At 54.7% G+C, this 24,527-nt stretch carries 22 protein-coding genes and 1 riboswitch; of the genes, 11 read left to right on the forward strand and 11 right to left on the reverse strand.

The window, feature by feature from the left end; all coding sequences use genetic code 11:
• The first annotated feature begins 183 nt into the window (after positions 1-183).
• Genes ACOTY5_RS17485 through ACOTY5_RS17495 form a run of 3 tightly spaced genes read left to right on the forward strand, consistent with a single transcriptional unit; the run spans position 184 to position 3,099 of the window.
• Positions 184-1,869 (forward strand): sensor histidine kinase, encoded by a 1,686-nt coding sequence (locus ACOTY5_RS17485; RefSeq protein WP_017383370.1) that lies wholly within the window; start codon positions 184-186, stop codon positions 1,867-1,869.
• Positions 1,863-2,582, forward strand: coding sequence for a two-component system response regulator BtsR (btsR, locus tag ACOTY5_RS17490; protein WP_015572336.1), 720 nt, complete (start codon positions 1,863-1,865; stop codon positions 2,580-2,582). Before ACOTY5_RS17485 ends, btsR begins: the two co-directional genes overlap by 7 nt.
• Before the next feature lie 46 nt (positions 2,583-2,628).
• Positions 2,629-3,099: a DUF1456 family protein gene (locus tag ACOTY5_RS17495; RefSeq protein WP_045141683.1), complete on the forward strand. Its 471-nt coding sequence runs from the start codon at positions 2,629-2,631 to the stop codon at positions 3,097-3,099.
• Between the two features lie 108 nt (positions 3,100-3,207).
• Here the strand turns inward: ACOTY5_RS17495 and metG are convergent, their stop codons facing one another.
• Positions 3,208-5,241 (reverse strand): methionine--tRNA ligase, encoded by a 2,034-nt coding sequence (metG, locus tag ACOTY5_RS17500; RefSeq protein ID WP_015572338.1) that lies wholly within the window; start codon positions 5,239-5,241, stop codon positions 3,208-3,210.
• 137 nt (positions 5,242-5,378) lie between these two features.
• On the opposite strand from metG, the gene apbC reads away from it, so the two are divergent.
• Positions 5,379-6,488 carry an iron-sulfur cluster carrier protein ApbC gene (apbC, locus tag ACOTY5_RS17505; RefSeq protein ID WP_017383367.1) on the forward strand — a complete coding sequence of 370 codons (1,110 nt, stop codon included), beginning with the start codon at positions 5,379-5,381 and terminating at the stop codon, positions 6,486-6,488.
• A gap of 89 nt (positions 6,489-6,577) precedes the next feature.
• Here the strand turns inward: apbC and ACOTY5_RS17510 are convergent, their stop codons facing one another.
• A complete protein-coding gene (locus ACOTY5_RS17510; RefSeq protein ID WP_015572340.1) occupies positions 6,578-7,057 on the reverse strand; it encodes a GNAT family N-acetyltransferase in 480 nt (159 codons plus the stop codon).
• Positions 7,008-7,340, reverse strand: coding sequence for an RcnB family protein (locus ACOTY5_RS17515; RefSeq protein ID WP_017383366.1), 333 nt, complete (start codon positions 7,338-7,340; stop codon positions 7,008-7,010). Before ACOTY5_RS17515 ends, ACOTY5_RS17510 begins: the two co-directional genes overlap by 50 nt.
• 482 nt (positions 7,341-7,822) lie before the next feature.
• Here ACOTY5_RS17515 and ACOTY5_RS17520 point away from each other — a divergent pair, with 482 nt between their 5' ends.
• Genes ACOTY5_RS17520 through ACOTY5_RS17530 form a run of 3 tightly spaced genes read left to right on the forward strand, consistent with a single transcriptional unit; the run spans position 7,823 to position 11,609 of the window.
• Positions 7,823-8,962, forward strand: a complete 1,140-nt coding sequence (locus tag ACOTY5_RS17520; protein ID WP_045141682.1) for a polysaccharide export protein — start codon at positions 7,823-7,825, stop codon at positions 8,960-8,962.
• Positions 8,962-9,411: a protein-tyrosine-phosphatase gene (locus ACOTY5_RS17525; RefSeq protein ID WP_045141681.1), complete on the forward strand. Its 450-nt coding sequence runs from the start codon at positions 8,962-8,964 to the stop codon at positions 9,409-9,411. The genes ACOTY5_RS17520 and ACOTY5_RS17525 overlap by 1 nt, the downstream gene beginning before the upstream one ends.
• Positions 9,411-11,609, forward strand: a complete 2,199-nt coding sequence (locus tag ACOTY5_RS17530; RefSeq protein ID WP_062934047.1) for a polysaccharide biosynthesis tyrosine autokinase — start codon at positions 9,411-9,413, stop codon at positions 11,607-11,609. The genes ACOTY5_RS17525 and ACOTY5_RS17530 overlap by 1 nt, the downstream gene beginning before the upstream one ends.
• A gap of 44 nt (positions 11,610-11,653) precedes the next feature.
• Here ACOTY5_RS17530 and ACOTY5_RS17535 read toward each other — a convergent pair whose 3' ends face one another.
• From ACOTY5_RS17535 to ACOTY5_RS17550, 4 genes are all read right to left on the reverse strand, one after another.
• Positions 11,654-13,120, reverse strand: a complete 1,467-nt coding sequence (locus ACOTY5_RS17535) for a pyridoxal phosphate-dependent decarboxylase family protein (protein WP_023304100.1) — start codon at positions 13,118-13,120, stop codon at positions 11,654-11,656.
• An 18-nt stretch (positions 13,121-13,138) separates the two neighbouring features.
• A complete protein-coding gene (locus tag ACOTY5_RS17540; RefSeq protein ID WP_015572345.1) occupies positions 13,139-14,515 on the reverse strand; it encodes a diaminobutyrate--2-oxoglutarate transaminase in 1,377 nt (458 codons plus the stop codon).
• A gap of 311 nt (positions 14,516-14,826) precedes the next feature.
• The gene (locus tag ACOTY5_RS17545) at positions 14,827-15,270 is read right to left on the reverse strand and encodes a hypothetical protein (RefSeq protein ID WP_045141679.1); all 444 of its coding nucleotides are present in this window, start codon (positions 15,268-15,270) and stop codon (positions 14,827-14,829) included.
• A 185-nt stretch (positions 15,271-15,455) separates the two neighbouring features.
• Positions 15,456-16,547, reverse strand: a complete 1,092-nt coding sequence (locus tag ACOTY5_RS17550; RefSeq protein ID WP_074132662.1) for a YadA-like family protein — start codon at positions 16,545-16,547, stop codon at positions 15,456-15,458.
• Between the two features lie 616 nt (positions 16,548-17,163).
• Positions 17,164-17,260: riboswitch (TPP riboswitch) on the forward strand.
• A 35-nt stretch (positions 17,261-17,295) separates the two neighbouring features.
• On the opposite strand from ACOTY5_RS17550, the gene thiM reads away from it, so the two are divergent.
• From thiM to ACOTY5_RS17565, 3 genes are read left to right on the forward strand one after another with little or no spacing between them, the layout of a single operon-like run.
• Positions 17,296-18,066 carry a hydroxyethylthiazole kinase gene (gene thiM / locus ACOTY5_RS17555; RefSeq protein ID WP_023295038.1) on the forward strand — a complete coding sequence of 257 codons (771 nt, stop codon included), beginning with the start codon at positions 17,296-17,298 and terminating at the stop codon, positions 18,064-18,066.
• Entirely contained in the window at positions 18,063-18,863 is an 801-nt protein-coding gene (gene thiD / locus ACOTY5_RS17560; protein ID WP_017383356.1) for a bifunctional hydroxymethylpyrimidine kinase/phosphomethylpyrimidine kinase, read from the forward strand. The genes thiM and thiD overlap by 4 nt, the downstream gene beginning before the upstream one ends.
• Positions 18,864-18,905: 42 nt before the next feature.
• On the forward strand, positions 18,906-19,652 hold the full coding sequence (locus ACOTY5_RS17565; protein ID WP_003859242.1) for a GntR family transcriptional regulator: 747 nt from the start codon (positions 18,906-18,908) through the stop codon (positions 19,650-19,652).
• Here the strand turns inward: ACOTY5_RS17565 and ACOTY5_RS17570 are convergent.
• The 3 genes from ACOTY5_RS17570 to ACOTY5_RS17580 are packed head-to-tail and all read right to left on the reverse strand — an operon-like array spanning position 19,626 to position 22,854.
• The gene (locus ACOTY5_RS17570; RefSeq protein ID WP_045141678.1) at positions 19,626-20,579 is read right to left on the reverse strand and encodes a PfkB family carbohydrate kinase; all 954 of its coding nucleotides are present in this window, start codon (positions 20,577-20,579) and stop codon (positions 19,626-19,628) included. The two genes, ACOTY5_RS17565 and ACOTY5_RS17570, sit on opposite strands and share 27 nt — an antisense overlap.
• Positions 20,576-21,580 carry an ADP-ribosylglycohydrolase family protein gene (locus tag ACOTY5_RS17575; protein ID WP_015572351.1) on the reverse strand — a complete coding sequence of 335 codons (1,005 nt, stop codon included), beginning with the start codon at positions 21,578-21,580 and terminating at the stop codon, positions 20,576-20,578. Before ACOTY5_RS17575 ends, ACOTY5_RS17570 begins: the two co-directional genes overlap by 4 nt.
• Complete coding sequence (locus ACOTY5_RS17580) at positions 21,577-22,854, reverse strand: nucleoside permease (protein WP_003859236.1); 1,278 nt, start codon at positions 22,852-22,854, stop codon at positions 21,577-21,579. The genes ACOTY5_RS17575 and ACOTY5_RS17580 overlap by 4 nt, the downstream gene beginning before the upstream one ends.
• Positions 22,855-23,102: 248 nt before the next feature.
• Here ACOTY5_RS17580 and fbaB point away from each other — a divergent pair, with 248 nt between their 5' ends.
• Positions 23,103-24,155 carry a class I fructose-bisphosphate aldolase gene (fbaB, locus tag ACOTY5_RS17585; protein WP_015572352.1) on the forward strand — a complete coding sequence of 351 codons (1,053 nt, stop codon included), beginning with the start codon at positions 23,103-23,105 and terminating at the stop codon, positions 24,153-24,155.
• A 54-nt stretch (positions 24,156-24,209) separates the two neighbouring features.
• On the opposite strand, the gene ACOTY5_RS17590 is transcribed toward fbaB, so the two are convergent.
• The coding region (locus tag ACOTY5_RS17590) for an MFS transporter (protein ID WP_421631982.1) at positions 24,210-24,527 on the reverse strand (318 nt) is incomplete at its 5' end.

The following is a 24,527-nucleotide window of genomic DNA, read 5'->3' on the forward strand; positions in this document are numbered from 1 at the left end:
GTAGACCCACTTTGCGGAACCAGGAAGATTTGATTCTTTTTTGTACAAATTATACGAAAGACAGGTTATCTCCGGCAAAAGGTGTGATGGCGGACACGATTTATCGCTTTTTTGGCACGTTTCAAAGAAAGTTAACCGCTATCAGTGTATGTTACGCGTTTTTAGAATGTGCGGTTTGTGAGTATGTACGAGTTTAATCTGGTGCTGCTGTTGCTTCAGCAGATGTGCGTGTTCCTTGTCATCGCCTGGTTGATGAGCAAAACGCGCCTGTTTATCCCGCTGATGCAGGTCACCGTCCGTCTGCCGCACAAATTCCTCTGCTACGTCGTATTTTCCATATTCTGCATTATGGGGACCTGGTTTGGTCTCCATATCGAAGATTCCATCGCCAATACGCGCGCCATCGGCGCGGTAATGGGCGGGCTGCTCGGAGGCCCGGTTGTCGGCGGTCTGGTGGGGTTAACCGGCGGCCTGCACCGCTATTCGATGGGCGGTATGACGGCGCTGAGCTGCATGATCTCCACCATCGTCGAAGGGTTGCTCGGTGGTCTCGTCCACAGCTATATGATTAAGCGCGGTCGCCCGGATAAAGTGTTCAGTCCCTTTACCGCAGGGGCGATTACCTTCGTGGCGGAAATGGCGCAGATGGCGATCATCCTGCTGATCGCGCGCCCGTTTGACGATGCGTTACATCTGGTCAGCAGCATTGCCGCACCGATGATGGTCACCAATACCGTAGGTGCGGCGCTGTTTATGCGCATTCTGCTCGACAAACGCGCCATGTTCGAAAAATACACCTCGGCATTTTCTGCCACCGCCTTAAAAGTTGCGGCGTCGACGGAAGGGATCCTGCGGCAGGGATTCAACGAGGAGAACAGTATGAAGGTGGCGCAGGTGCTGTATAAAGAGCTGGATATCGGAGCTGTGGCGATTACCGATCGCGAGAAGCTGCTGGCGTTTACCGGTACCGGCGACGACCACCATCTGCCGGGCAAACCGATCTCCTCGGCCTATACCCTGCGCGCTATTGAAACGGGTGAAGTGGTGTATGCCGACGGAAATGAAGTGCCGTACCGCTGTTCCCTGCATCCGCAGTGCAAACTCGGCTCTACGCTGGTCATTCCCCTGCGGGGTGAAAACCAGCGCGTCATGGGCACTATTAAGCTTTACGAAGCCAAAAACCGCCTGTTCAGCTCCATCAACCGCACGCTGGGGGAGGGGATCGCCCAGCTGCTTTCGGCGCAAATCCTGGCGGGGCAGTATGAACGGCAAAAAGCGCTGCTGACGCAGTCAGAAATTAAGCTCCTGCACGCTCAGGTGAACCCGCATTTCCTGTTTAACGCGCTCAACACGCTGAAGGCGGTGATCCGCCGCGACAGCGATCAGGCCGCGCAGCTGGTGCAATTTCTCTCGACCTTTTTCCGCAAAAATCTGAAGCGACCCTCGGAGATCGTCACCCTCGCGGACGAGATTGAGCATGTAAACGCCTATCTGCAAATTGAAAAAGCGCGCTTCCAGTCACGTTTACAGGTGTCGTTATCCGTCCCGGACGATCTGGCGTATCAGCATCTTCCGGCCTTTACCCTGCAACCGATTGTAGAAAATGCCATTAAGCATGGGACGTCGCAGCTGCTGGGAAGTGGAGAGATTATGATTTCCGCTTCCCGTTTTAACCACCATCTGGTGCTGGATATTGAAGACAACGCGGGGCTATATGAAGCTTCCGCGTCAGGCGGTCTGGGCATGAGCCTGGTGGATAAACGCCTGCGCGCGCATTTTGGTGACGACTGCGGTATCACCGTCGCCTGTGAGCCAGACCGCTATACCCGAATTACTTTACGATTGCCGCTGGAGGAGAACGCATGTTAAGAGTGCTGATTGTCGATGATGAGCCGTTAGCACGGGAAAACCTGCGTGTTCTGTTGCAGGAGCAGAGTGATATCGAGGTTGTGGGGGAATGTGCCAATGCGATTGAAGGCATCGGTGCGGTGCATAAACTGCGCCCGGACGTGCTGTTCCTCGATATTCAGATGCCGCGCATCAGCGGGCTGGAGATGGTCGGCATGCTCGACCCGGAGCACCGTCCCTATATCGTCTTTCTGACGGCCTTTGATGAGTACGCGGTAAAGGCGTTTGAAGAGCACGCATTTGATTATCTGCTGAAGCCGATTGAAGAGAAACGCCTTGAAAAGACCCTGACCCGCCTGCATCAGGAGCGTACCGTGCAGGACGTGACGCTGCTGCCGGAGCATCAGCAGCCCCTGAAGTTTATACCCTGTACCGGGCACAGCCGGATTTACCTCCTGCAAATGGACGACGTTGCCTTTGTCAGCAGCCGTCTGAGCGGGGTATACGTCACCAGCGCTGAAGGTAACGAAGGCTTTACCGAGCTGACCCTGCGCACGCTGGAGAGCCGCACGCCGCTAATCCGCTGCCATCGTCAGTATCTGGTGAACATGGCGCACCTGAAAGAGATCCGTCTGGAAGATAACGGCCAGGCCGAGCTGGTGTTACGTGCCGGGCAAACCGTTCCCGTCAGTCGTCGCTACCTGAAAAGTTTGAAAGAGGCGATAGGGCTGTAAAACTGGTACACTGCGCGCCATTGCATCATCGACATTCGAAGGCTCTATGCTAAGTAACGATATTCTTCGTAGCCTGCGCTACACCCTGAAAGCGAACAATAATGACATGGTGCGCATTCTTGCGCTCTCCGACATGGAATCCACGTCCGCCGGGTTCGACACCTGGATGACTAAAGAAGATGAAGAGGGTTTTGTTCGCTGCCCGGACATTATTCTGTCGGGCTTTCTGAATGGCCTGATCTACGACAAGCGCGGCAAAGATGAATCTGCGCCTGAGCTGGCGCTGGAGCGTCGGGTGAATAACAACACGGTGCTGAAAAAGCTGCGTATTGCTTTCTCCCTGAAAACTGACGACATTCTGGCGATCATGACCGAGCAGAAATTTCGCGTGTCGATGCCGGAAATCACCGCCATGATGCGCGCGCCGGATCATAAGAATTACCGCGGGTGTGGGGATCAGTTTCTGCGTTATTTCCTGCGTGGGTTGACGCAGCGGGTGCATAACCAGAAGGGGTGATTTTAGCCGGGTGGCGGCTTCGCCTGACCCGGCCTACAAAACCCGTAGGCCCGTGCAAGCGTAGCGCCGCCGGGCAAAAAAAAGCCGGATTCTTATCCGGCTTTTTTATTACTTCACCTGCTGACCCGGCTTCGCGCCTTCGTCAGGGCTTAAAAGGAAGATATCTTTCCCGCCCGGGCCTGCGGCCATCACCATCCCCTCAGAGATGCCGAAGCGCATTTTGCGCGGCGCCAGGTTTGCCACCATCACGGTCTGACGACCAATCAGCACCTGCGGATCGGGATACGCGGAACGAATGCCGGAGAAGACGTTACGCTTCTCGCCGCCCAGATCCAGGGTCAGACGCAGCAGTTTGTCAGAACCTTCCACGAACTCCGCGTTTTCGATCAGCGCCACGCGCAGGTCGACTTTGGCGAAATCATCAAAGGTGATGGTCTCCTGAATCGGATCGTCCGCCAGCGGGCCGGTCACCGGTGCGGCAGCCGCTTTCACCTCTTCTTTGGATGCTTCCACCAGCGCGTCAACCTGCTTCATCTCGATGCGGTTATACAGCGCCTTGAAGGTGTTCACTTTGTGGCCGAGCAGCGGCTGCTGGATGGCATCCCAGGTCAGTTCGGTGTTCAGGAATGCTTCCGCGCGGGCTGCCAGCTGCGGCAGAACCGGCTTCAGCCAGGTCATCAGCACGCGGAACATGTTCAGACCCATGGTGCAGATCGCCTGCAAGTCGGCGTCGCGGCCTTCCTGTTTCGCCACCACCCACGGCGCCTGCTCGTCCACATAGCGGTTGGCCACGTCTGCCAGAGCCATGATTTCGCGAATGGCTTTACCGAATTCACGGCTTTCCCAGGCTTCGCCAACCGCAGCGGCGGCGTCGGTGAAGGTTTTATACAGCTCAGGATCGGCCAGTTCGGCAGAAAGCACGCCGTCAAAGCGTTTGGCGATAAAACCTGCGTTACGGGACGCCAGGTTCACCACCTTGTTGACGATGTCCGCGTTCACGCGCTGCACGAAATCTTCCAGATTCAGGTCGATATCGTCGATGCGGGAAGAGAGCTTCGCGGTGTAGTAGTAGCGCAGGCTGTCCGCGTCAAAGTGGTTCAGCCAGGTGCTGGCCTTAATAAACGTCCCGCGAGATTTAGACATCTTCGCGCCGTTCACCGTTACGTAGCCATGTACGAACAGGTTGGTCGGCTTGCGGAAGTTGCTGCCTTCCAGCATTGCTGGCCAGAACAGGCTGTGGAAGTAAACGATGTCTTTACCGATGAAGTGATACAGCTCGGCATCGGAATCTTTCTTCCAGTATTCGTCGAAGCTTACGGTGTCGCCGCGCTTGTCACACAGATTCTTGAACGACCCCATGTAGCCAATCGGCGCATCAAGCCAGACGTAAAAATATTTGCCCGGCGCGTTCGGGATTTCGAAGCCAAAGTATGGCGCATCGCGGGAGATATCCCACTGTTGCAGACCGGATTCGAACCACTCCTGCATTTTGTTCGCCACCTGCTCCTGCAACGCACCGCTGCGGGTCCACGCCTTCAGCATTTCGCTGAACGACGGCAGGTCGAAGAAGAAGTGCTCGGAGTCACGCATCACCGGCGTCGCGCCGGAGACCACGGACTTCGGTTCGATAAGCTCGGTCGGGCTGTAGGTTGCGCCGCATACTTCGCAGTTATCGCCGTACTGGTCCGGGGATTTACATTTCGGACAGGTGCCTTTGACGAAACGGTCCGGCAGGAACATGCCTTTTTCCGGATCGTACAGCTGAGAGATGGTGCGGTTTTTAATGAAACCGTTCTCTTTCAGACGGGTGTAGATCAGCTCTGACAGCTCGCGGTTTTCGTCGCTGTGCGTGGAGTGATAGTTGTCATAGCTGATGTCAAAGCCAGCAAAATCGGTCTGATGCTCCTGACTCATTTCGGCGATCATCTGTTCCGGGGAAATGCCCAGCTGCTGCGCTTTCAGCATGATCGGCGTGCCGTGGGCATCGTCCGCACAGATGAAGTTCACCTCGTGGCCGCGCATTCGCTGGTAACGGACCCAGACATCAGCCTGGATATGCTCCAGCATGTGGCCGAGGTGGATTGAGCCGTTGGCGTACGGCAGGGCGCACGTTACCAGAATTTTTTTCGCGACTTGAGTCATAGTAGGCATTACTTCTTTTAACTGTGAAAAGGGTTTTCGATATTACCAAAAGGGGCATTATTAAGTAAGCACAAACCGCGGCCTTTCAGGTAAACTTGTTTGTCTAAGGTCTTATTCACAAGAACAAAGGAGTCGGGATGAGTTCTCAATCCCAGGCCAAATCACCGGAAGCCTTACGAGCAATGGTCGCCGGGACGCTGGCTAATTTTCAGCATCCAACCCTGAAGCACAATCTCACGACGCTGAAAGCGCTTCATCACGTCGCATGGCTGGACGATACGCTGCACATTGAGCTACAGATGCCGTTCGTCTGGACCAGCGCCTTTGATGCCCTGAAAGAGCAAACCAGCTCTGAGCTGCTGCGCATTACCGGCGCAAAAGCAATTGACTGGAAGCTAAGCCACAGCATCGCCACGCTCAAGCGCGTGAAAAATCAGCCGGGCGTTAACGGCGTGAAGAACATCATCGCCGTCAGCTCGGGCAAGGGCGGGGTGGGTAAATCGTCGACCGCCGTGAACCTGGCGCTTGCGCTGGCGGCTGAAGGGGCGAAAGTCGGCATTCTGGATGCGGATATCTACGGCCCGTCCATTCCAAACATGCTGGGGGCGGAAAACCAGCGTCCAACCTCGCCGGACGGCACCCACATGGCGCCAATCGTGGCGCACGGTCTGGCGACCAACTCCATTGGTTACCTGGTCACGGACGATAACGCAATGGTCTGGCGTGGCCCGATGGCCAGCAAGGCGCTGCTGCAAATGTTGCAGGAGACAATGTGGCCTGACCTCGATTATCTGGTACTGGACATGCCGCCGGGCACCGGTGATATCCAGCTGACGCTGGCGCAGAACATTCCGGTTACCGGCGCCGTCGTGGTCACCACGCCGCAGGATATCGCGCTGATCGACGCTAAAAAAGGCATCGTCATGTTCGAGAAGGTGGAGGTGCCGGTACTGGGTATCGTCGAGAACATGAGCATGCACATTTGCAGCAACTGCGGGCACCATGAGCCTATCTTTGGTACCGGTGGCGCCGAAAAGCTGGCGGCGCAATACCACACGCAACTGCTGGGGCAACTGCCGCTGCATATCACACTGCGTGAAGATCTGGATAGCGGTAAGCCAACGGTGGTCAGCCGTCCGGATAGCGAATTCACGGAAATCTATCGTCAGCTGGCGGGGCGCGTTGCGGCGCAGCTTTACTGGCAGGGCGAAGTCATTCCGGGTGAAATCGCCTTCCGCGCGGTGTAACGCCTCTGCGCGTTAGTGCCGGGTGGCGGCTTCGCCTTACCCGGCCTACCTCGATTTTGTAGGTCAGGTAAGCGTAGCGCCACCTGACTTTACCCAAGCCGATAGTGCATCAAATAATACTCTCCGTCCGGAGAATCTCCCGTCGCCTCAATGTGCCAGCCGTGGCGCTGGTAAAACGCAACCGCCCGCTCATTCTTCACCAGACACTTGAGTGAACCCGTGCTGGTAAACGTCTTCTGCACGTGTTCAAGCAACACATGTCCGACGCCCAGGCTCTGATAGTTCGGATCGACAAACAGGTTGTGCAGAAAATTATCGTTCGTCGAGACTGAGGCAAAGCCAAGTCGGTGCCCATCCTGCTCCGCCACCCAAATCTCTTCGTCCAGGGTTGCCGCGTCAAAATCTTCAAGCTGCCACGCAGAACTGTCCAGCCACGGCCAGGCTTCACGTCGGGCGTGAAGGAAGAGCGTGCGCAGGAAAGGGCGATCGCTCTCCTGCCACGGACGGATTAGGATCGTATCAGCGGTGATAGAAAATATCTCCGTTATAGGCTTTGTAGATTTTGCCATCGGCATCGCCAATCAGTACATAATTCTCACCCATGTAGGTCCAGTGTGTGCCGGCATCGGGCGCGGGAAGGTTACGCAGCTGGTACTGTTTGATGGTGTACTCAGGCGTCTGATACTGCGCGGGCGCGGTGTCGCCGATTTTAAACTTCGTAAAATCGGCAATAAACTCTTGCTCTTCATAGGCCTTGATGCCGGAAGGCGCTGTCGATGTTTGCGGTGCAGCGTGCGCGGCCCCCGCCAGTGACAGTAATACACCCAGAAGCAACAATTTACGCTTAGCCATTTTTTCTCCAGTCATATCGTTACTGATACTTTTTGTGTGCAGATCCGCTAACGGATGGCAGACAGTTCATTTTAAGTATCCTCACAGGGTGAGTTTGCAAAAAATGTAACAAAAGTGCACGGTTTTGTGTAGTCGCAACCGTCATTAATTATTACTTCGACGAATAAGTATGAGCTTATACAGATAACATAATTATTGGTTTATTAATTAATTCTGAAAAAACATTTTCAAGGCAAATTTACTAAGATTCAGGCATGCATTCAACAAATAGAACATTTAAGATTGCCTGAAACCCTCTTTCCGAATGCCTGATTAAGACAATGCAGGGCTGTAAAGTCTGCCCAAAGGAATGTCGTGTGGTTTTATAAATACTCTTTGTGTTTCTGTTAATTCATTGAATAACAGCAGCTTGTGCTTGAGTGAAATGTTACTGTTTTATCCTGTATACGATAATCACTACTATAAAAGATATTATGTAATAAATGAAAAACACAACAGTTGTATCGATATTATTTTTAATTATTACCTCCTTATCTGGCTGCGTATTTTACCCTGGCCAGCATCTCGATCTCGCTGGGAAAAAGATAATTGCCGCAGAAGATGCAAATGATCGTCTTGAGAAACGGATTGATGTTTATCCTCTTACGCCTTCGTTAATTGAAAAATTGCGGCCATCGGTTTTGAAATCTCAGGCAAATCCTAATCTGGATGAACAGGTCAAAAACTGGGAATACCGTATCGGCGTTGGGGATATTCTGACCGTCACCGTCTGGGATCACCCTGAACTGACAACCCCGGCAGGGCAGTATCGTAGCGCCAGTGACACCGGTAACTGGGTCAATGCCGACGGCACACTTTTCTATCCCTATGTCGGTAAATTGCCGGTGGCTGGCAAAACGGTCGCACGGGTACGCGAGGAGATCACGGCCCGGCTGAACAATGTTATTGAAAGCCCGCAGGTGGATGTCAGCGTCGCCTCTTTTCGCTCACAAAAAGCCTATGTGACGGGCGAGGTGGTGAAGTCAGGGCAGCAGGCTATTACCAATATCCCGTTAACGGTCATGGATGCCGTAAACGCCGCTGGGGGGCTCTCTGCCGACGCGGACTGGCGCAATGTCGTGCTGACGCATAATGGGAAGGACACGCGCCTCTCGCTATATGCGCTGATGCAGCATGGCGATCTCACGCAAAATAAGCTGCTCTATCCCGGCGATATTCTGTTTGTCCCCCGTAACGATGCGCTGAAAGTGTTCGTCATGGGCGAGGTCGTTAAACAGAGCACGCTGAAAATGGATCGCAGCGGCATGACCCTGGCCGAAGCGCTGGGCAATGCCGGTGGGCTGAACCAGAATATGGCCGATGCCACCGGAATTTTTGTCATTCGTTCGCTGCCGAAAAGCGAGCGTTCAGAAAAAATTGCCAACCTCTACCAGCTCAATGCTCAGGACGCATCAGCCATGGTGTTAGGCACCGAGTTTCAGCTTGAGCCCTATGACATTGTCTATGTCACCACTGCACCACTGTCCCGCTGGAATCGTGTGATATCACAGCTTGTTCCGACCATCAGCGGGATGCATGACCTTACCGAAACGGTTCGTTACATCAGATCGTGGCCGCAATAATGTTCAAATCAATACTCGTGGTTTGCACCGGAAATGTCTGCCGTTCTCCGATTGGGGAGCGGCTTTTACGCCAGCACCTGCCCGACAGATATATCGCTTCGGCAGGCATATTCGGGCTTGAAGGGCACCCGGCGGATAACAGCGCCCAGGACGTAGCCTGGCGGCATGGGATTTCCCTCGACGGTCATGTGGCGCGCAGGCTGACACGCAATTTGATGCAGGGATCCGATCTTATCCTGGTTATGGAGCCGGAACATCTTCGCTTCATTGCGGCCATGGCGCCGGAGATTCGAGGAAAGTCGCTGCTTTTTGGGCAATGGCTGGAGCCGCAGGAGATCCCCGATCCCTACCGTAAAAGCCGGGAAGCGTTTGAATATGTGTTTGGGCTATTGGGTAAAGCCAGTCAGGAATGGGCACGTCGTTTAGGTCAGAAAGGAATGAAGCATTAATGTCGTCTTACACAACAGACAATTATGGTGCAGCGGCACCCCAACAACATGAAGTCGATCTCGTTCGTTTGCTCGTCGAGATGATCGACCACCGCACGATGATTCTGTGCGTGACGTTCCTGTTCATCCTGTGCGCCGGTCTCTATGCCTGGATTGCGCCACCTGTTTATCAGGCGGATGCCATGGTGCAAATTGAAAACAAACACGATAACAACCTGCTCAAAGGTTTGAGCCAGCTGGGCACCGATGTGTCGCCGGATGTTGCCCCTGAAATTTTACTGCTGAAATCCCGCATGATCCTCGGCGAGACCGTTGACAAATTAGCTCTGACACAGCAGGCAAAGCAGCGCGTTTTGCCTGTGGTGGGGCGTCTCTGGCAGCGTCTGCAAGGGCGTGAGCAGGGCAAAATCACGTTAGGCGAACTCCAGATCCCGCAGGTGGAAGGCAAAGCGCAAGAGCTCACGCTGACCGTACAGGAAGCGGGAAAATATCACCTGACGGGCGAAAACATTGAGGCCGACGGCCAGGTTGGGAAAACGCTGGTTACGCAAGGGATCGTTCTGCTGGTGACGTCGATTGAGGCGATGCCAGGCACGCAATTTTCGCTTAAGTCGTTGACGCGGCTTGAGACGATCAACGCGCTGAAGAAGCGTCTCACGGTTGCGGAATCGGAGAAACAGAGCGGTATCGTGACCTTAACCCTGACGGGCGAAGATCCTGACAGCATCGCCCGGGTGCTGAATGCAATTGCTGAAAATTATCTCCAGCAAAATATCGCGCGCCAGGAGGCTCAGGATTCTCGTAGTCTGGATTTTTTACAGGCGCAGTTGCCGAAAATCAGCGCGGACCTTGATCAGGCAGAAGCGCGGCTGAATGCCTACCGGGCGCAGCGAGACTCGGTGGACCTGTCTCTGGAGGCAAAATCTGTCCTGGATCAGGTTGTTAACGTTGAGAATCAGCTAAATGAGCTGACGTTCCGGGAGGCAGAGATCTCCCAGCTCTTTAAAAAAAGTCACCCTACCTATCGTGCATTGCATGAAAAGAGACAGACCCTTGAGCGGGAACGGGAGCGTCTCAATAACCGTGTGTCAGCTATGCCCTCCACGCAGCAGGAGATTTTACGCCTGAGCCGTGATGTTGAGTCGGGTCGCACGATTTATTTACAGCTATTGACGCGCCAGCAGGAGCTGAATATTTCCCGCTCCAGCGCTGTCGGGAACGTGAGGATCATTGATGAGGCTGTTACGCTGCCGGACCCGATAAAGCCGCGTAAAGCGTTAATCATCGTTCTTGGCGCGCTGTTCGGGCTAATGTTCTCAATGGGGACCGTGCTGGTACGTCAGGCGTTCAAACGTGGGATCACGCTTTCCGAACAGCTGGAAGCGCAGGGGATGCCGGTTCTGGCTACGTTGCCACGTTCACAGTGGCTGTGGAGTAAAACGCAGTTGCGCAGAAAAAATCCGTTTTCTCGTCGCTGGAAACACAAAACCTCGGATGTGCCTTTCCTGCCCGTCGATCGCCCTGCTGATATGTTTGTTGAAGCAGTACGCGGGCTGCGGACCAGTCTGCATTTCACCATGATGGAGGCTGAGAACCGCATTGTGATGATTTCTGGCCCCACGCAGGACTGCGGAAAAACGCTGGTGGCGACGAATCTGGCGGCCATCGCCGGGCAGAGCGGTCAGCGGGTGCTGTTTATTGATGCGGATATGCGCCAGGGCTATGTTCATAATATTTTTGGTCTGGAGAACCGCCACGGATTGTCCTGCCTGCTCGAAGGGAAACGCGACTTAGCGGAGGTCATTCAGCATGCTGAAAAAGGGGGAATTGACGTCATCACCTGCGGCCCGGAACCCCTGCGCCCGTTAGAATTGCTGTTAAGCGAACGATTCCTTTCCGTCATGTCCTGGGTTAACGAGCAATATGACATCGTCATCATTGATACACCGCCGGTCCTGGCCGTCACCGATGCCGCGCTGGTCGCCAGAGCAGCCGGAACAACGCTAATGGTTGCCCGTTTCGATAAAACCAGCGTGAAAGAGATGGAGAATACCGTTAAACGGTTACAGCACGTTGGCGTGAAGGTCAGCGGCACAATCCTCAACGATATTGTTAAATCCGCAGCGCTGTATTACAGCTCGGGGTATAGCCAGTATGAATACGGTTATGCTTCGAGGAAAAAAGGGGAAAGGCGTTAGCGCGGGAAAAACAATCCCTCTCCCGGGTGGGAGAGGGATAAGCATTACTTCGCCATTACTTCCTGCGCGGTACGCTCAACCAGGGACAGCAGGATTTTTACGTCCTCCAGCGTCACGGTTGGGTTTAGCAGGGTCAGCTTCAGGCAGGTGATACCGTTATGCTCAGTCACACCGACGTTTGCACGACCAGACTCCAGCAGCGCATCGCCAATTTTCTGGTTCAGCAGGGCAATACCGGCGTCATCCATCTGCGCCTGCGGACGGAATCGGAACAGCACGCTTGCCAGCTGGGGTTGCATCACCAGTTCCAGAGCAGACTGCTCTTTCACGTAAGCCGCAACCTGCTGTGCCAGCGTCACGCCGTGATCGATGATTGCCGCGTATTGCTCCTGACCCAGCGCTTCCAGGCTCATCCACAGTTTCAGCGCGTCGAAACGGCGCGTGGTTTGCAGAGATTTGGAGACCAGGTTAGGTACACCCGCTTCTTCATCGAACTCAGAGTTCAGATAGGCCGCCTGATAGCGCATCAGTTCATAGTGACGCGCTTCTTTCAGCAGGAACGCACCGCAGCTGATGGTCTGGAAGAACTGCTTGTGGAAGTCCAGGGTGACGGAATCCACGAGCTCGATACCGTCCAGGTAGTGACGATACTGCTCAGACATCAGCAGCGCGCCGCCCCAGGCCGCATCAACGTGCACCCAGATATTCTGTTTCGCAGCCAGCTCAGCAATAGCACGCAGCGGATCGATAGCACCCGCATCGGTCGTACCGGCCGTGGCCACAATCGCCAGGATCTGCTCGCCGTTCGCGTTGCACTGTTCGATTTTCGCCGCCAGATCGGTGAGATCCATGCGGGAGAATTCGTCAGTTTTCACCTGCACCACGGACTGGTAGCCCAGACCCATCAGCGCCATGTTTTTCTGCACGGAGAAGTGGGCATTTTCCGAACACAGCACGCGGATCTTACGCAGATCGCCTGTCAGACCGTCCTGCTGAACCGAGTGGCCCTGACGCGCAAAGAACGCGTCACGCGCCAGCATCAGCCCCATCAGGTTACTCTGGGTGCCGCCGCTGGTGAAGACGCCTGCGTCGCCAGCCTGATAACCCACGCGGGTACGCAGCCATTCGATCAGTTTGATCTCAATGATGGTTGCGGACGGGCTTTGATCCCAGGAGTCCATACTCTGGTTAGTGGCGTTGATCAGCACTTCCGCCGCCTGGCTAACCACCAGGCTTGGGCAGTGCAGGTGCGCCACACACTGCGGGTGATGAACGGACAAACTGTCTTTCAGGAAGAACTCCACGGCGCGTTCGATCGCCGCTTCGTTGCCCAGCCCTTTCGGGTTGAAATCCAGCTTAATACGGTCGCGCAGCTCCGCGACCGTTTTGCCCTGGTACATCTCAGGCTGTTTCAGCCACTGCATCACAGCCTGAGTGCTTTGTTCAATCGCCTGCTGGTAAGCTTCAATGCTCTGCGCAGAGGAGAACAAAATTGGGTTTGAATCAGACATCGTATTCAACAACTCCGGTTACGCCGGGCTAACGCCCGCAGCAAGCAGTGCCTGCTCGAATTTATCCAGGAAGACTTTCAGCTCGTCATCGCTGATCAGCAGAGAAGGCAGCAGACGCAGAACGATACCGTTACGGCCGCCACGCTCCAGAATCAGGCCGGCTTCGAAGCATTTCTTCTGGATCAGTGCAGACAGCTCGCCATCGCCCGGGAAGCAACCCATGTGATCGGCGGCTTCATGTGGCTTAACGATTTCAATACCGATCATCATGCCCAGACCGCGAACGTGGCCGATCACCGGATAGCGTTTCGCCATCTCTTTCAGCTGGCCTTTCAGCCATTCGCCCTGTGCAGCTACTTTGCCCGCGATGTTCTGGTCTTTCAGGATCTTCAGCGTGGTCAGACCGGTAGCCATCGCCAGCTGGTTGCCGCGGAAAGTACCGGTATGGTGACCTGGCGCCCATGCATCGAACTGCTTTTTGATACCGAGCACGGCCAGCGGCAGACCGCCACCGACTGCTTTAGACATCACGATGATGTCTGGCTCAATGCCAGCGTGTTCGAAGGCAAAGAATTTACCGGTACGGGCAAAGCCAGCCTGGACTTCGTCGAGGATCAGCAGGATACCGTGTTCCTGAGTGACTTTACGGATGCGCTGCAACCACTCAACAGGCGCCGGGTTCACGCCACCTTCACCCTGAACGGCTTCGAGGATCACCGCGGCAGGTTTACGCACGCCGCTTTCGACGTCGTTAATCAGATTTTCGAAGTAGTAGGTCAGCGCCTTCACGCCCGCTTCACCACCGATACCCAGTGGGCAACGGTACTCGTGTGGGTAAGGCATGAACTGGACTTCTGGCATCATACCGTCAACCGCTTCTTTCGGAGACAGGTTGCCGGTGACGGACAGTGCGCCGTGGGTCATACCGTGGTAACCACCAGAGAAACTGATGATACCGCTACGACCGGTCACTTTTTTTGCCAGCTTCAGCGCCGCTTCAACGGCGTCAGCCCCGGACGGGCCAGTGAATTGCAGGCAGTACTCTTTGCCCTGACCAGGCAACAGAGAGAGCAGGTATTCTGAAAACGCGTCTTTCAACGGCGTGGTCAGATCCAGGGTATGTAACGGCAAGCCGCTGGTAATGACATTTTGGATGCTTTTCAGCACATCAGGATGATTGTGTCCAAGCGCGAGGGTGCCTGCGCCTGCTAAACAGTCAAGGTATTCTTTATTATCTGCATCGGTGATCCACACGCCTTCTGCTTTCGTAATCGCTAAAGGCAATTTGCGCGGATAACTCCTGACGTTAGATTCAAATTCGGCCTGACGGGCCAGATAGGTTTCGTTGCTTTTGTGGGCATCTACGGTGTCAATACGGACTTTATCCGTCATCATATCACTCCTACAACCGCCGCTTCGTTATGAGCAACGATTGAATAAAAAGTTAAAAAACAGATGGGGCCTGAAAAAAACGCCGCCAATATAGAGCCTTTTGTCACCGGGCTCAATGGTTAATTTGCTTACTGTTTTGTGACACAGGGCACAGGGCAGGGAAGAACGCCGTTTGTATGGGGGAGATTGCACTTTATGCTAAATAAAAACAGTAGCTTACGTATGATTTATCCGCATTGTAAAATCAGACAAAAGAGTGTGACAAATCGTGCGATTGTCAGGTGAAAAGGAGGCAGTGAGCCTCCTTACGCTGTTTATTTCTGGCTAACGCGTAAAATACCGTGTTCGCGTCCCTTCGTTTTATTCCACGACGCGTCCGTAATACCGTTTTCATCCAGGCTTAGCGATATCACAAAACCATTACCACGGATCTCATAGAAATTCGCATTCAGGCGTTTAACGCTGGCTTTCTTGCCGTTAACGGTGGCGCTAAAAAAGCCGTTAGAAAGCGTGGCGTTAACCGTGTCCGACGAGAACGAGGCTTCACGCAGGGGATCGTGAACGGATGTCGCTGGTTCGTGTTGTGCCGCGTTTTCCGCTTTGGTTTTGCTGATATCACAAGAGCCATCGCCAGCGCTCATTTGCGTGCATCCCGAACGCTCTAATTGAGCGCTATAATGGGCGTTTATGGCGTGCGCAGGCGAGACACAACCTGCAAGCACCGCAGTACCTATAACGAACATCATTACTTTTTTCATTTTACCGCCTTAAAAACGACACAAATACCAGGAGACATACATCACGCCGATCCAGATCCCGACCGAAATCAGCATCAGATACAGGGCTACCGAAATAAAAATATATTTAGACATCTTTTTGTATCAACGAAATGCTCATCCGCTAAAATGAGGCTTTATATTTGTCCCGATGATTGTTTTACGCTTTAAAAGCCCATTCCAATCCCAACCGAAGCGCCCATATTATTCGCGGTATCATCTGAGAAGCTCACTTTCGCGATGACATGGGAATTAAAGTTAACGGATGCACCGACAGCAAGCGCGCTCTCGCTGTTGTAAGTCGCGCCGCCAGCAGAGAACATGACGCGTTGATTGGTTTGCACTTGTGGCAAACCCGCCATCTCCATCGCCCCTGAAATACCAGCATTGGCCTGCTTCTTATTATTGTCCACTTCATCACGCAGAGATTTAAATTGCTGGCTGGTGGTAGTATTCATTGCCTGTAATGTCTGCCTGGTGGCTTGCAGATCCTGCGTGGCGGCAGTAACAGCCAGGCTATTTTTAGCGACCTTCGCCTGGGTAGCCGTATCCAGCTGTCGTTGTGTCACGGTGGTTGTCACACCATCTTTACCGTTATGACCGTCTACACCGTCGCGACCGTTTCTTCCCGCAATGCCTTGTGCGCCAGTATCACCCTTATCACCTTTCATGCCTGTCGCGCCAGCATCGCCTTTTTCACCCTTCGCGCCGGTTGCACCGATATCCCCTTTTTCACCCTTTGCGCCAGTCGCGCCGGTATCCCCTTTATCGCCCTTTGCGCCAGTCGCACCGGTCTCCCCTTTATCACCTTTCGCTCCATCTGTACCGTTGATGGGTTTAGGTGCATTTTCGAGAGCAGTAAGGCGGCTATCCTGAATATTATCGACGTGTTGAAGGTTGATAATGGCTGCGCCGTTAGTCGCCACACCCTGTAGGGCCGTCTCACTTTTCAGACTGGCGGTATCGGCAAGCGCGCCGGCAAGCAACGCTTTCTGATGTGCGTCGTTAGCCATTTTATCCACGACTAACACGCCTAATTTTGTGGACTGAAGGTCGTCATTAACCTGCGTTAAGCGGTTATCCGTTGCGATATCACGGTTAATGCTATCAGCGTTGTTTTGTGTAATCTGATCCTGATGGTCATTTACAATATTAGTGATTTGCTGATCGTCCCAAACCGTATTCGCGGCTTCAGCCTGGCTCATTGTACCCGCTAAGACAACGCCCATTACAAAAATAGCAATAAAGGTTTTATTCATAGATTTCATTTGAAAAGCTCACATCATTAATTGTCGAAAAATACTGAAGCTGAATCGCTTTGTTTTGTGGATTTAAAAAACGGGTGAACGTTGTCTAAATCTTATTTAGTAACGCGAGTAAACTATCAATTAAACGCAAACCAATGATGTTGATCTAAGTCATAAATATTATGAATAGTTCCGACGGCGTGAAAGTCATTTTGCGGTTGTTATTAATGTAAACATTAAGGTGAAAATGAGGTGGTAAATGAGAGAGTTAAATTAAGTGTTTGACAGAGATAAAATTTTGCAAAATAAATGTTTACATTAATATGTGGGTTTATTTCATACGAAAGAAGGTGGGCTGTCTTATAAAAGCACTCCCGGTGCGTCATTATGGATAAAAATAATATTTCTCTGCACAGTGAGTAAATAATATTTTTCATGTGTTCTTAACAAATCTGGCGGGATAATTAACTGAACAATAATGTATACATATAGAGGGTAGTTAATATCTTGTCGTTTATTGTTCGTTACAGGGGATTAACGGACAGCCCAAAACCCCTTGCACCCGGGTTACCCCCCGGTTACACTACATGACTACGAATTGCTATTTCGTAAGTAGCTGTTTTATAAGTAATTTGACTCGGGGTGCCCTTCTTTGTGAAGGCTGAGAAATACCCGTATTACCTGATCTGGATAATGCCAGCGTAGGGAAGTCAGATGCCTACCCGGTCATCGCTTCTTCACGCACGGCAGGAGCGAAATCATGCAGCCTGACCTGCTAGACTCACACGTTTTACATCAATTCCGAACCCGTTCCCCGCTCACGCACTGTATGACCAACGATGTCGTGCAGACCTTCACCGCCAACGTTTTGCTCGCGCTGGGTGCTTCCCCGGCAATGGTGATCGAAGCCGAGGAAGCGGAACAGTTTGCCGCGCTTGCCGATGCTCTGCTCATCAACGTGGGTACACTCACCGCGCCGCGCGCCCAGTCGATGCGTCGGGCCATTGAGAGCGCGGTAGCCGCGGGTACGCCCTGGGTTCTGGATCCGGTTGCGGTTGGCGCGCTGGCGTACCGCACCCGATTTTGCCAGCAAATATTGTCCCTCAAACCTGCGGCCATTCGTGGAAACGCCTCCGAAATCCTCGCCCTTGCCGGAATGAGTGCGGGCGGGCGCGGGGTTGATTCCACCGATACGGCGGCGAGCGCGTTGACCGCTGCGCAGACGCTCGCCCGCCAGACCCACGCCGTTGTGGTCGTCACAGGAGAAGTGGATCACATCACTGATGGTCAGCGAACCCGTACGGTCGCGGGCGGCGACCCGCTGATGACCCGCGTGGTGGGAACAGGCTGTGCGCTCTCGGCGGTCGTCGCCGCCTGCTGTTCGCTGCCTGGCGACAGGCTTGATAATGCGACGGCAGCCTGCGGCTTTATGAAGCGCGCAGGGGCAGCTGCACTGACTCACAGCCGGGGCCCCGGCAGCTTTGCCCCGGCGTTTCTGGATGCGCTTTACGCGCTGGAGGAGCTGGTATGACACGCATTAATGCCCTGACTATTGCGGGAACCGATCCCAGCGGCGGAGCGGGGATCCAGGCAGACCTGAAAACCTTCTCTGCGCTCGGCGCTTACGGATGCTCGGTTATCACCGCGCTGGTGGCGCAAAACACGCGCGGTGTACAGTCGGTATATCGTATTGAGCCGGATTTTGTCGCCGCACAGCTGGATTCGGTATTCAGCGATGTACGCATCGACACCACCAAAATCGGCATGCTTGCAGAGGCGGACATTGTTGAAGCGGTCGCTGAACGTCTCAAACGTTATCAGATAAAAAACGTGGTGCTCGATACCGTGATGCTGGCCAAAAGCGGCGATCCGTTGCTCTCCGCCTCTGCCGTCGACACCCTGCGTAAAAAGCTGCTGCCGCAGGTGGCGCTGATCACGCCAAACCTCCCTGAAGCCGCCGCGCTGCTGGATGCGTCACACGCGCAAAACGAACGTGAGATGAAAGAGCAGGGCAATGCGCTGCTGGCGATGGGATGCAGCGCGGTGCTGATGAAAGGCGGTCATCTTGATGATGCAGAAAGCCCGGACTGGCTCTTCACCCGCGATGGCGCTCAACGTTTCACCGCCCCGCGGGTACAGACCAAAAACACCCACGGCACGGGATGTACGCTCTCGGCGGCGCTGGCGGCGCTGCGTCCCCGAAACGCGAACTGGGCGGATACGGTGCAGGAGGCGAAGATCTGGCTCTCGTGCGCGCTGGCAAAAGCCGATTCTCTGGAAGTGGGTCACGGTATTGGGCCGGTTCACCATTTTCATGCATGGTGGTAAGCCGTATACTGGCATAAAACCTTATGCCAGAGAAAAACAGAGATGGAACAAGCGCATACCCGGTTAATTGCTCAACTCAAGGAACGAATTGCCGCACCGGACAACACGCCGTTGTACCTGAAATTTGCCGAAACGGTTAAAAACGCGGTACGCAGCGGCGTGCTCGCGCACGGTAATATTTTGCCGGGCGAGCGCGATCTGAGCCAGCTGGCCGGTGTGTCGCGCATTACGGTGCGTAAAGCGATGCAGGCGCTGGAAGAGGCCGGCGTCGTCACCCGCGCGCGTGGATACGGTACGCAAATCAACAATATCTTTGAATATTCGCTAAAAGAGGCGCGCGGGTTTTCTCAGCAGGTGGTGCTGCGGGGCAAAACGCCCAACACGCTGTGGGTTAATAAACGCGTCGTGAAATGTCCGGAGGAGATCGCCCGCCACCTTTCCCTTGCGCCGGACAGCGATGTATTTCTGCTTAAGCGCATCCGCTACGTGGATGACGATGCGGTATCAATAGAGGAGTCCTGGGTACCGGTAGGATTAATCCCCAATCCGGACGACATCGGCGTCTCGCTTTACGATTACTTCCGCAGCCAGAATATATTTCCGCAGCGCACCCGTTCCCGCGTCAGCGCCCGGATGCCGGACAGCGAGTTTCAGGCGCATATCAAGATGGACGATAAGATACCGGTGCTGGTGATCAAGCAAGTCGCGCTCGATCAACAGCACCGGCCAATTGAGTACAGCATCAGCTACTGCCGCAGCGACCTATACGTCTTTGTGTGCGAGGAGTAGGACCTCGCGCGTGGGGGCGCAGTCGCCACCGCGATGGCTGACTACCCAGGCGGCTACGGCATTGCCAAGCTGCACCGCCTCTGGCAGTGACCATCCCGCGGCCAGCCCGGCAAGGGTACCTCCCGCATGGCTGTCACCCGCGCCGATGGTATCGACCACGGTAGCAGGAAACGCCGGAACGTGTCCGGAAGCGTCACCGTCGTACCAGACCGCCCCGTCTTTATCATGGCGTACGATCAGCGCAGCGCCAAACCTCTGCTGCCACCGTGTGCCCAGCTGTTCCACGTTTACGCCAAGCCATTCGGCGGCAAGTTCCGCCTCCTGACGATTGAGCGAGACGATCGGTTTGCAGGCCATGATCCGCGCCATCAGCGGGTCGGGAATATCCGCGATGCGCGGACCGAAATCGATAAAGAGCGTCGCATCCTGAAGACTTTCCAGCCAGGCCGTCAGCAGCTCACCGCTGGGGGACGCCAGCTGGTAGCCGGACAAAGAGATCAGGCTCCCTGCCGGCACGCTTAACCCGTCCAGCCAGCGCTGCTGCCACTGGTTCTCCACGCCGCTAAACGACATAAAGGTCCGTTCACCGTCAGGCTCCACCAGCGCCAGGCACCAGCCGTTATCGCCCGTTTCCGCTTCCACGGCGCTGTGCAGATCCTGCTTCGCCATGGCGTTACGGATAATATCGGCCCACACGCCGTGGCCGACGGGAAGGGCGTTTTGCGCAGCAATGCCGAGCCGCTTCAGGGCGATGGCGATATTCAGCGCGCAGCCGCCAATATTCACTCCCTGTTGCTTCAGCTCGATATCACACCCGCGCCAGGGCAGGGCGTAGGCGTCGGCAATCACGTCGATAACCGCCGCGCCGAGTACCGTTACGGGGCGCGTGGCGTGAAGGGTTTCGAGACGGCGGGCAAAAGCACTCATACGCCCTCCCTTTGCTCCCGGAAGTGCAGCAGTTTTTCGCAGTAGTGGCCGAAATCGAGCCGGTTTACGGCATCAAGTTCGTTTTTGAGTGCCGGATCAATGGCCTGTACACCGTGCAGCGCGCCGCAGATGGCCGTTGCCATCGCGCCGATAGTGTCAGTATCACCGCCCAGGTTGGCGCATAACACCGCGCAGCGGTTCGGATCGGTACCCGCGAGTTCGACCATCGCAATCGCCGCCGGAACGGACTCAAGGGTGCTCGTGCCCGCGCCAATAAGCTGATAGATCTGCTCGCTGGCGGACTCGGTACCGTTGGCTTCGCGCACGGTTTTCAGGGCCAGCTCAATACGAGCGGAAAGCGATGCGCTGAAGGTGGTCGTGTTCGCCTCCTGCGCCGCACGGGCAATACCCGGCAGGGCATCGGCGATGTGATGCCAGCGTTCGCCGTCGATAGCGCGTGAAACCGCCCAGGCGATCACCACCGCACCGGCGATGGCGAGATCCGATTTATGGGTCGGGCTGGAGGCTAACGCAACCTGTTCCACGAAGTGCGCCAGACGCGTGGCTGGCAGGAGGCATCCCAGCGGGGAGGCGCGCATCGCCGCCCCGTTGGTGACGCCGTTGTTTTCCAGCTGGCTCACCGGCTTGCCGTCACGGATGGCGTTCAGGGCAATTTTGGAGGTCGGGCCGAGCACATTCTTATTGAACGCGTCAAAATCCAGCGCCCAGTCCAGAATATGCTTACCGATAACGTCAGGGTTAATTTCCCCGTCGCATTCGATAATCGCGTCGGCCAGGCACAGCGCCATCGACGTATCATCCGTAAATTCGGCCTGCTTAAAGTAACAGGCGGCATTATTCTCAGCCGGGCCGGGTAAGAAACGGTCGATCCAGCCGAAGTGCGCTTTCACCCGCTTGCGCGGCCACAGCTCCGACGGCATCCCCATCGCATCCCCTAACGCCTGCCCGTAAAGAGCACCGAGAATACGGTCTTGTTTCATTTAACTTCCCCTCGTGTCAGCGCGGTATCGCCATCAACCACCTCAATTGCGGTGATCTCTTTATCCGATTCGCGGAAAAACAGCATAAACAGCACGGCAATCACCACAATCATGATTGCACCAAACGTCCACATTCCGGCCCAGTTGAAGGTCAGCCCATTCACCGGCTCTTTATATGCGAACATTTTTTCCATCATCACGCCGCCGAGACGGTAACCCAGCAGGCTACCAAAGCCCTGACAGCACAGCGTGATCAAGCCCTGCGCCGCGTTGCGCATGTGCACGGGCGCTTTTTTATCCACGTAGATGTACGCGGTGACGTAATAGAAGTCATAGCTTACGCCGTGCAGCAGAATGCCGAGGAACAGCAGGGCGTAGGTGAAGTATTGCTCGGCGCCGCCGTAAACAAAGAAACCGTAGCGAATGGCGGCGGTGATCAGGCCCAGCAGCAAGACCTTCTTAATACCAAAGCGTTTGGTAAAGAATGGCAGAGCGAGCATGAAGAAGATTTCAGAGAACTGGCCGAGGGTCATCCAGCCGGTGGCGTTTTTCATCCCCACTTCGGTGAGATAGCCGTTGGCAAAGATATAGTAGAAGGCCAGCGGCATGGCAAACAGGAACGAGCAGAAGAAGAACACCAGGAAGTTTTTATCGCGCAGCAGGATCAGCGCATCCAGCCCCAGCATCACTTTGAAATCCAGCTTGCCGGTACTCTTCGGCGGGGTATTCGGCAGGAACAGCGCGAAGACGCCAAGCAGAAGGGAGCTGGCAGCGGTCATCAGCAGCGGGATATTGGTGTCAGAGATGTCGCTATAGCCCATCATCTGCGGCAGGAAGCCGCACGCCAGGCCGGAGGCAATCCAGCCGATGGTGCCCATCACGCGAATGCGCGGGAAATCAGCCTCCACGTCATCGACGTTCGCGAAGGCGATACTGTTGGTCAGCGCGATGGTCGGCATATAGGTCAGGGAGTAGGCCAGCAGCAGCGGGAAGAAGGTGCTGAACTGGGTTTGCTGTGCTGCGAAATACATCAGAATCGCGCCAGCGAACATCAGCACGGCCAGCACTTTCTGGGCGGCGAAGAAACGGTCCGTCAGCGAGCCGACAAGGATGGGAGAGAGGATCGCGGCAATCGCGGTACAGGCGTACGACCAGCCAATTTCCCCGGCGGTAAACCCGCTCTTACTCAGCCACAGCCACAGCGGCACAAACCATGCGCCCCAGATAAACCATTCAACGAACATCATGAATGACAGTTGGACTTTCGTTTTCATTTTTTAATCCTGCATGTCAGAGGTACGCATGTAACATACCATGTGATAATACCTTTTAAATACCTTTAAGGCGATTGTTTGATCAGTGTAACAAAAATGTTGTACACGAAACGAGCCAGCAGATTGTGCTTAAAAAAGTTGCAAATGGTGGAAAATAGGTTAAGTCGGTACCAGGCTTAGTCTGCCTGCAAAAACGTGGGCTTGGATCACACGCTCCGACATCATGTCGGACTTACGGGAGCATCACTATGACTGATATTGCGCAACTGCTTGGCAAAGACGCCGACAGCCTTTTACAGCATCGTTGTATGACCATTCCAGCCGACCAGCTTTATCTGCCTGGCCATGATTACGTAGACCGCGTCATGGTCGACAACAACCGTCCGCCTGCCGTACTGCGAAACATGCAGACGCTTTACAATACCGGTCGTCTGGGCGGGACCGGCTATCTCTCCATTCTGCCCGTTGACCAGGGCGTAGAGCACTCGGCGGGAGCGTCGTTTGCTGCTAACCCGCTCTACTTTGACCCGAAAAACATTGTCGAGCTGGCGATTGAAGCGGGCTGTAACTGTGTGGCATCGACGTATGGCGTGCTGGCCTCAGTTTCCCGCCGCTATGCTCACCGCATTCCGTTCCTCGTCAAGCTGAATCACAACGAAACCCTGAGCTACCCAACCGAATACGACCAGACACTGTACGCCAGCGTCGAACAGGCGTTCAACATGGGTGCGGTAGCGGTCGGGGCGACTATCTATTTTGGCTCTGAGCAGTCGCGTCGGCAGATAGAAGAGATCTCTGCCGCGTTTGAGCGCGCGCACGAGCTGGGGATGGTGACCGTATTGTGGGCCTATCTGCGTAACAACGCGTTTAAGAAAGACGGCGTGGATTACCACGTATCAGCGGATCTGACCGGTCAGGCAAATCACCTGGCGGCAACCATCGGCGCGGACATCGTGAAACAGAAAATGGCCGAGAATAACGGCGGGTATAAAGCGGTGAACTTTGGCTATACCGACGACCGCGTCTACAGCAAGCTGACCAGCGACAACCCTATCGATCTGGTGCGCTACCAGCTGGCTAACTGCTACATGGGCCGCGCCGGGCTGATTAACTCCGGCGGTGCAGCAGGCGGTGAAACCGATCTGACCGACGCGGTGCGCACGGCGGTGATTAACAAACGCGCCGGCGGAATGGGGCTGATCCTGGGCCGCAAAGCGTTTAAAAAATCCATGGCCGACGGCGTGAAGCTGATTAATGCGGTTCAGGATGTCTATCTGGACAATAAAGTGACGATTGCCTAATCGCACGCATCTTCCTGCCGGGATAAGCGTGACCCGGCAGGAAAGTTCTCTCGCTTACTCCTTCAGCGTTTCAGGATGAGGAGTATTCAGCAGATCCGCCATCCCTCTCTTGCTGCTATTTGCTTTTTCTAAGCCCGGCTGCGTGACGCGGATAAAGGCACACAGAACAAAAGCCAGCAGATAAAGCACCGTATAGGCGATGACCACGCCGAGCGTGCTGAACCAGGGCAGCAGCACCACGGCAATCGCCGGCGCAAGGAAGTTAGACAGACCGGCTGACAGGTTATACACCGAAATCGCCGCCCCCTTGTGCCGCGGCTCCAGCGCCGGGAACACCGCCGCCATCGGTACGAAGGCCGCCACAAAAATCCC

The organism is Enterobacter cloacae complex sp. SHL018 (genome assembly GCF_049237905.1).
Classification (GTDB): domain Bacteria; phylum Pseudomonadota; class Gammaproteobacteria; order Enterobacterales; family Enterobacteriaceae; genus Enterobacter; species Enterobacter hormaechei_C.

Bases quoted from the DNA above. Each gene is read 5' to 3' on its own strand.
- ACOTY5_RS17485 (WP_017383370.1), top strand. From the start codon at position 184: ATGTACGAGTTTAATCTGGTGCTGCTGTTGCTTCAGCAGATGTGCGTG.
- btsR (WP_015572336.1), top strand. From the start codon at position 1,863: ATGTTAAGAGTGCTGATTGTCGATGATGAGCCGTTAGCACGGGAAAAC.
- ACOTY5_RS17495 (WP_045141683.1), top strand. From the start codon at position 2,629: ATGCTAAGTAACGATATTCTTCGTAGCCTGCGCTACACCCTGAAAGCG.
- metG (WP_015572338.1), bottom strand. From the start codon at position 5,241: ATGACTCAAGTCGCGAAAAAAATTCTGGTAACGTGCGCCCTGCCGTAC.
- apbC (WP_017383367.1), top strand. From the start codon at position 5,379: ATGAGTTCTCAATCCCAGGCCAAATCACCGGAAGCCTTACGAGCAATG.
- ACOTY5_RS17510 (WP_015572340.1), bottom strand. From the start codon at position 7,057: ATGGCAAAATCTACAAAGCCTATAACGGAGATATTTTCTATCACCGCT.
- ACOTY5_RS17515 (WP_017383366.1), bottom strand. From the start codon at position 7,340: ATGGCTAAGCGTAAATTGTTGCTTCTGGGTGTATTACTGTCACTGGCG.
- ACOTY5_RS17520 (WP_045141682.1), top strand. From the start codon at position 7,823: ATGAAAAACACAACAGTTGTATCGATATTATTTTTAATTATTACCTCC.
- ACOTY5_RS17525 (WP_045141681.1), top strand. From the start codon at position 8,962: ATGTTCAAATCAATACTCGTGGTTTGCACCGGAAATGTCTGCCGTTCT.
- ACOTY5_RS17530 (WP_062934047.1), top strand. From the start codon at position 9,411: ATGTCGTCTTACACAACAGACAATTATGGTGCAGCGGCACCCCAACAA.
- ACOTY5_RS17535 (WP_023304100.1), bottom strand. From the start codon at position 13,120: ATGTCTGATTCAAACCCAATTTTGTTCTCCTCTGCGCAGAGCATTGAA.
- ACOTY5_RS17540 (WP_015572345.1), bottom strand. From the start codon at position 14,515: ATGATGACGGATAAAGTCCGTATTGACACCGTAGATGCCCACAAAAGC.
- ACOTY5_RS17545 (WP_045141679.1), bottom strand. From the start codon at position 15,270: ATGAAAAAAGTAATGATGTTCGTTATAGGTACTGCGGTGCTTGCAGGT.
- ACOTY5_RS17550 (WP_074132662.1), bottom strand. From the start codon at position 16,547: ATGAATAAAACCTTTATTGCTATTTTTGTAATGGGCGTTGTCTTAGCG.
- thiM (WP_023295038.1), top strand. From the start codon at position 17,296: ATGCAGCCTGACCTGCTAGACTCACACGTTTTACATCAATTCCGAACC.
- thiD (WP_017383356.1), top strand. From the start codon at position 18,063: ATGACACGCATTAATGCCCTGACTATTGCGGGAACCGATCCCAGCGGC.
- ACOTY5_RS17565 (WP_003859242.1), top strand. From the start codon at position 18,906: ATGGAACAAGCGCATACCCGGTTAATTGCTCAACTCAAGGAACGAATT.
- ACOTY5_RS17570 (WP_045141678.1), bottom strand. From the start codon at position 20,579: ATGAGTGCTTTTGCCCGCCGTCTCGAAACCCTTCACGCCACGCGCCCC.
- ACOTY5_RS17575 (WP_015572351.1), bottom strand. From the start codon at position 21,580: ATGAAACAAGACCGTATTCTCGGTGCTCTTTACGGGCAGGCGTTAGGG.
- ACOTY5_RS17580 (WP_003859236.1), bottom strand. From the start codon at position 22,854: ATGAAAACGAAAGTCCAACTGTCATTCATGATGTTCGTTGAATGGTTT.
- fbaB (WP_015572352.1), top strand. From the start codon at position 23,103: ATGACTGATATTGCGCAACTGCTTGGCAAAGACGCCGACAGCCTTTTA.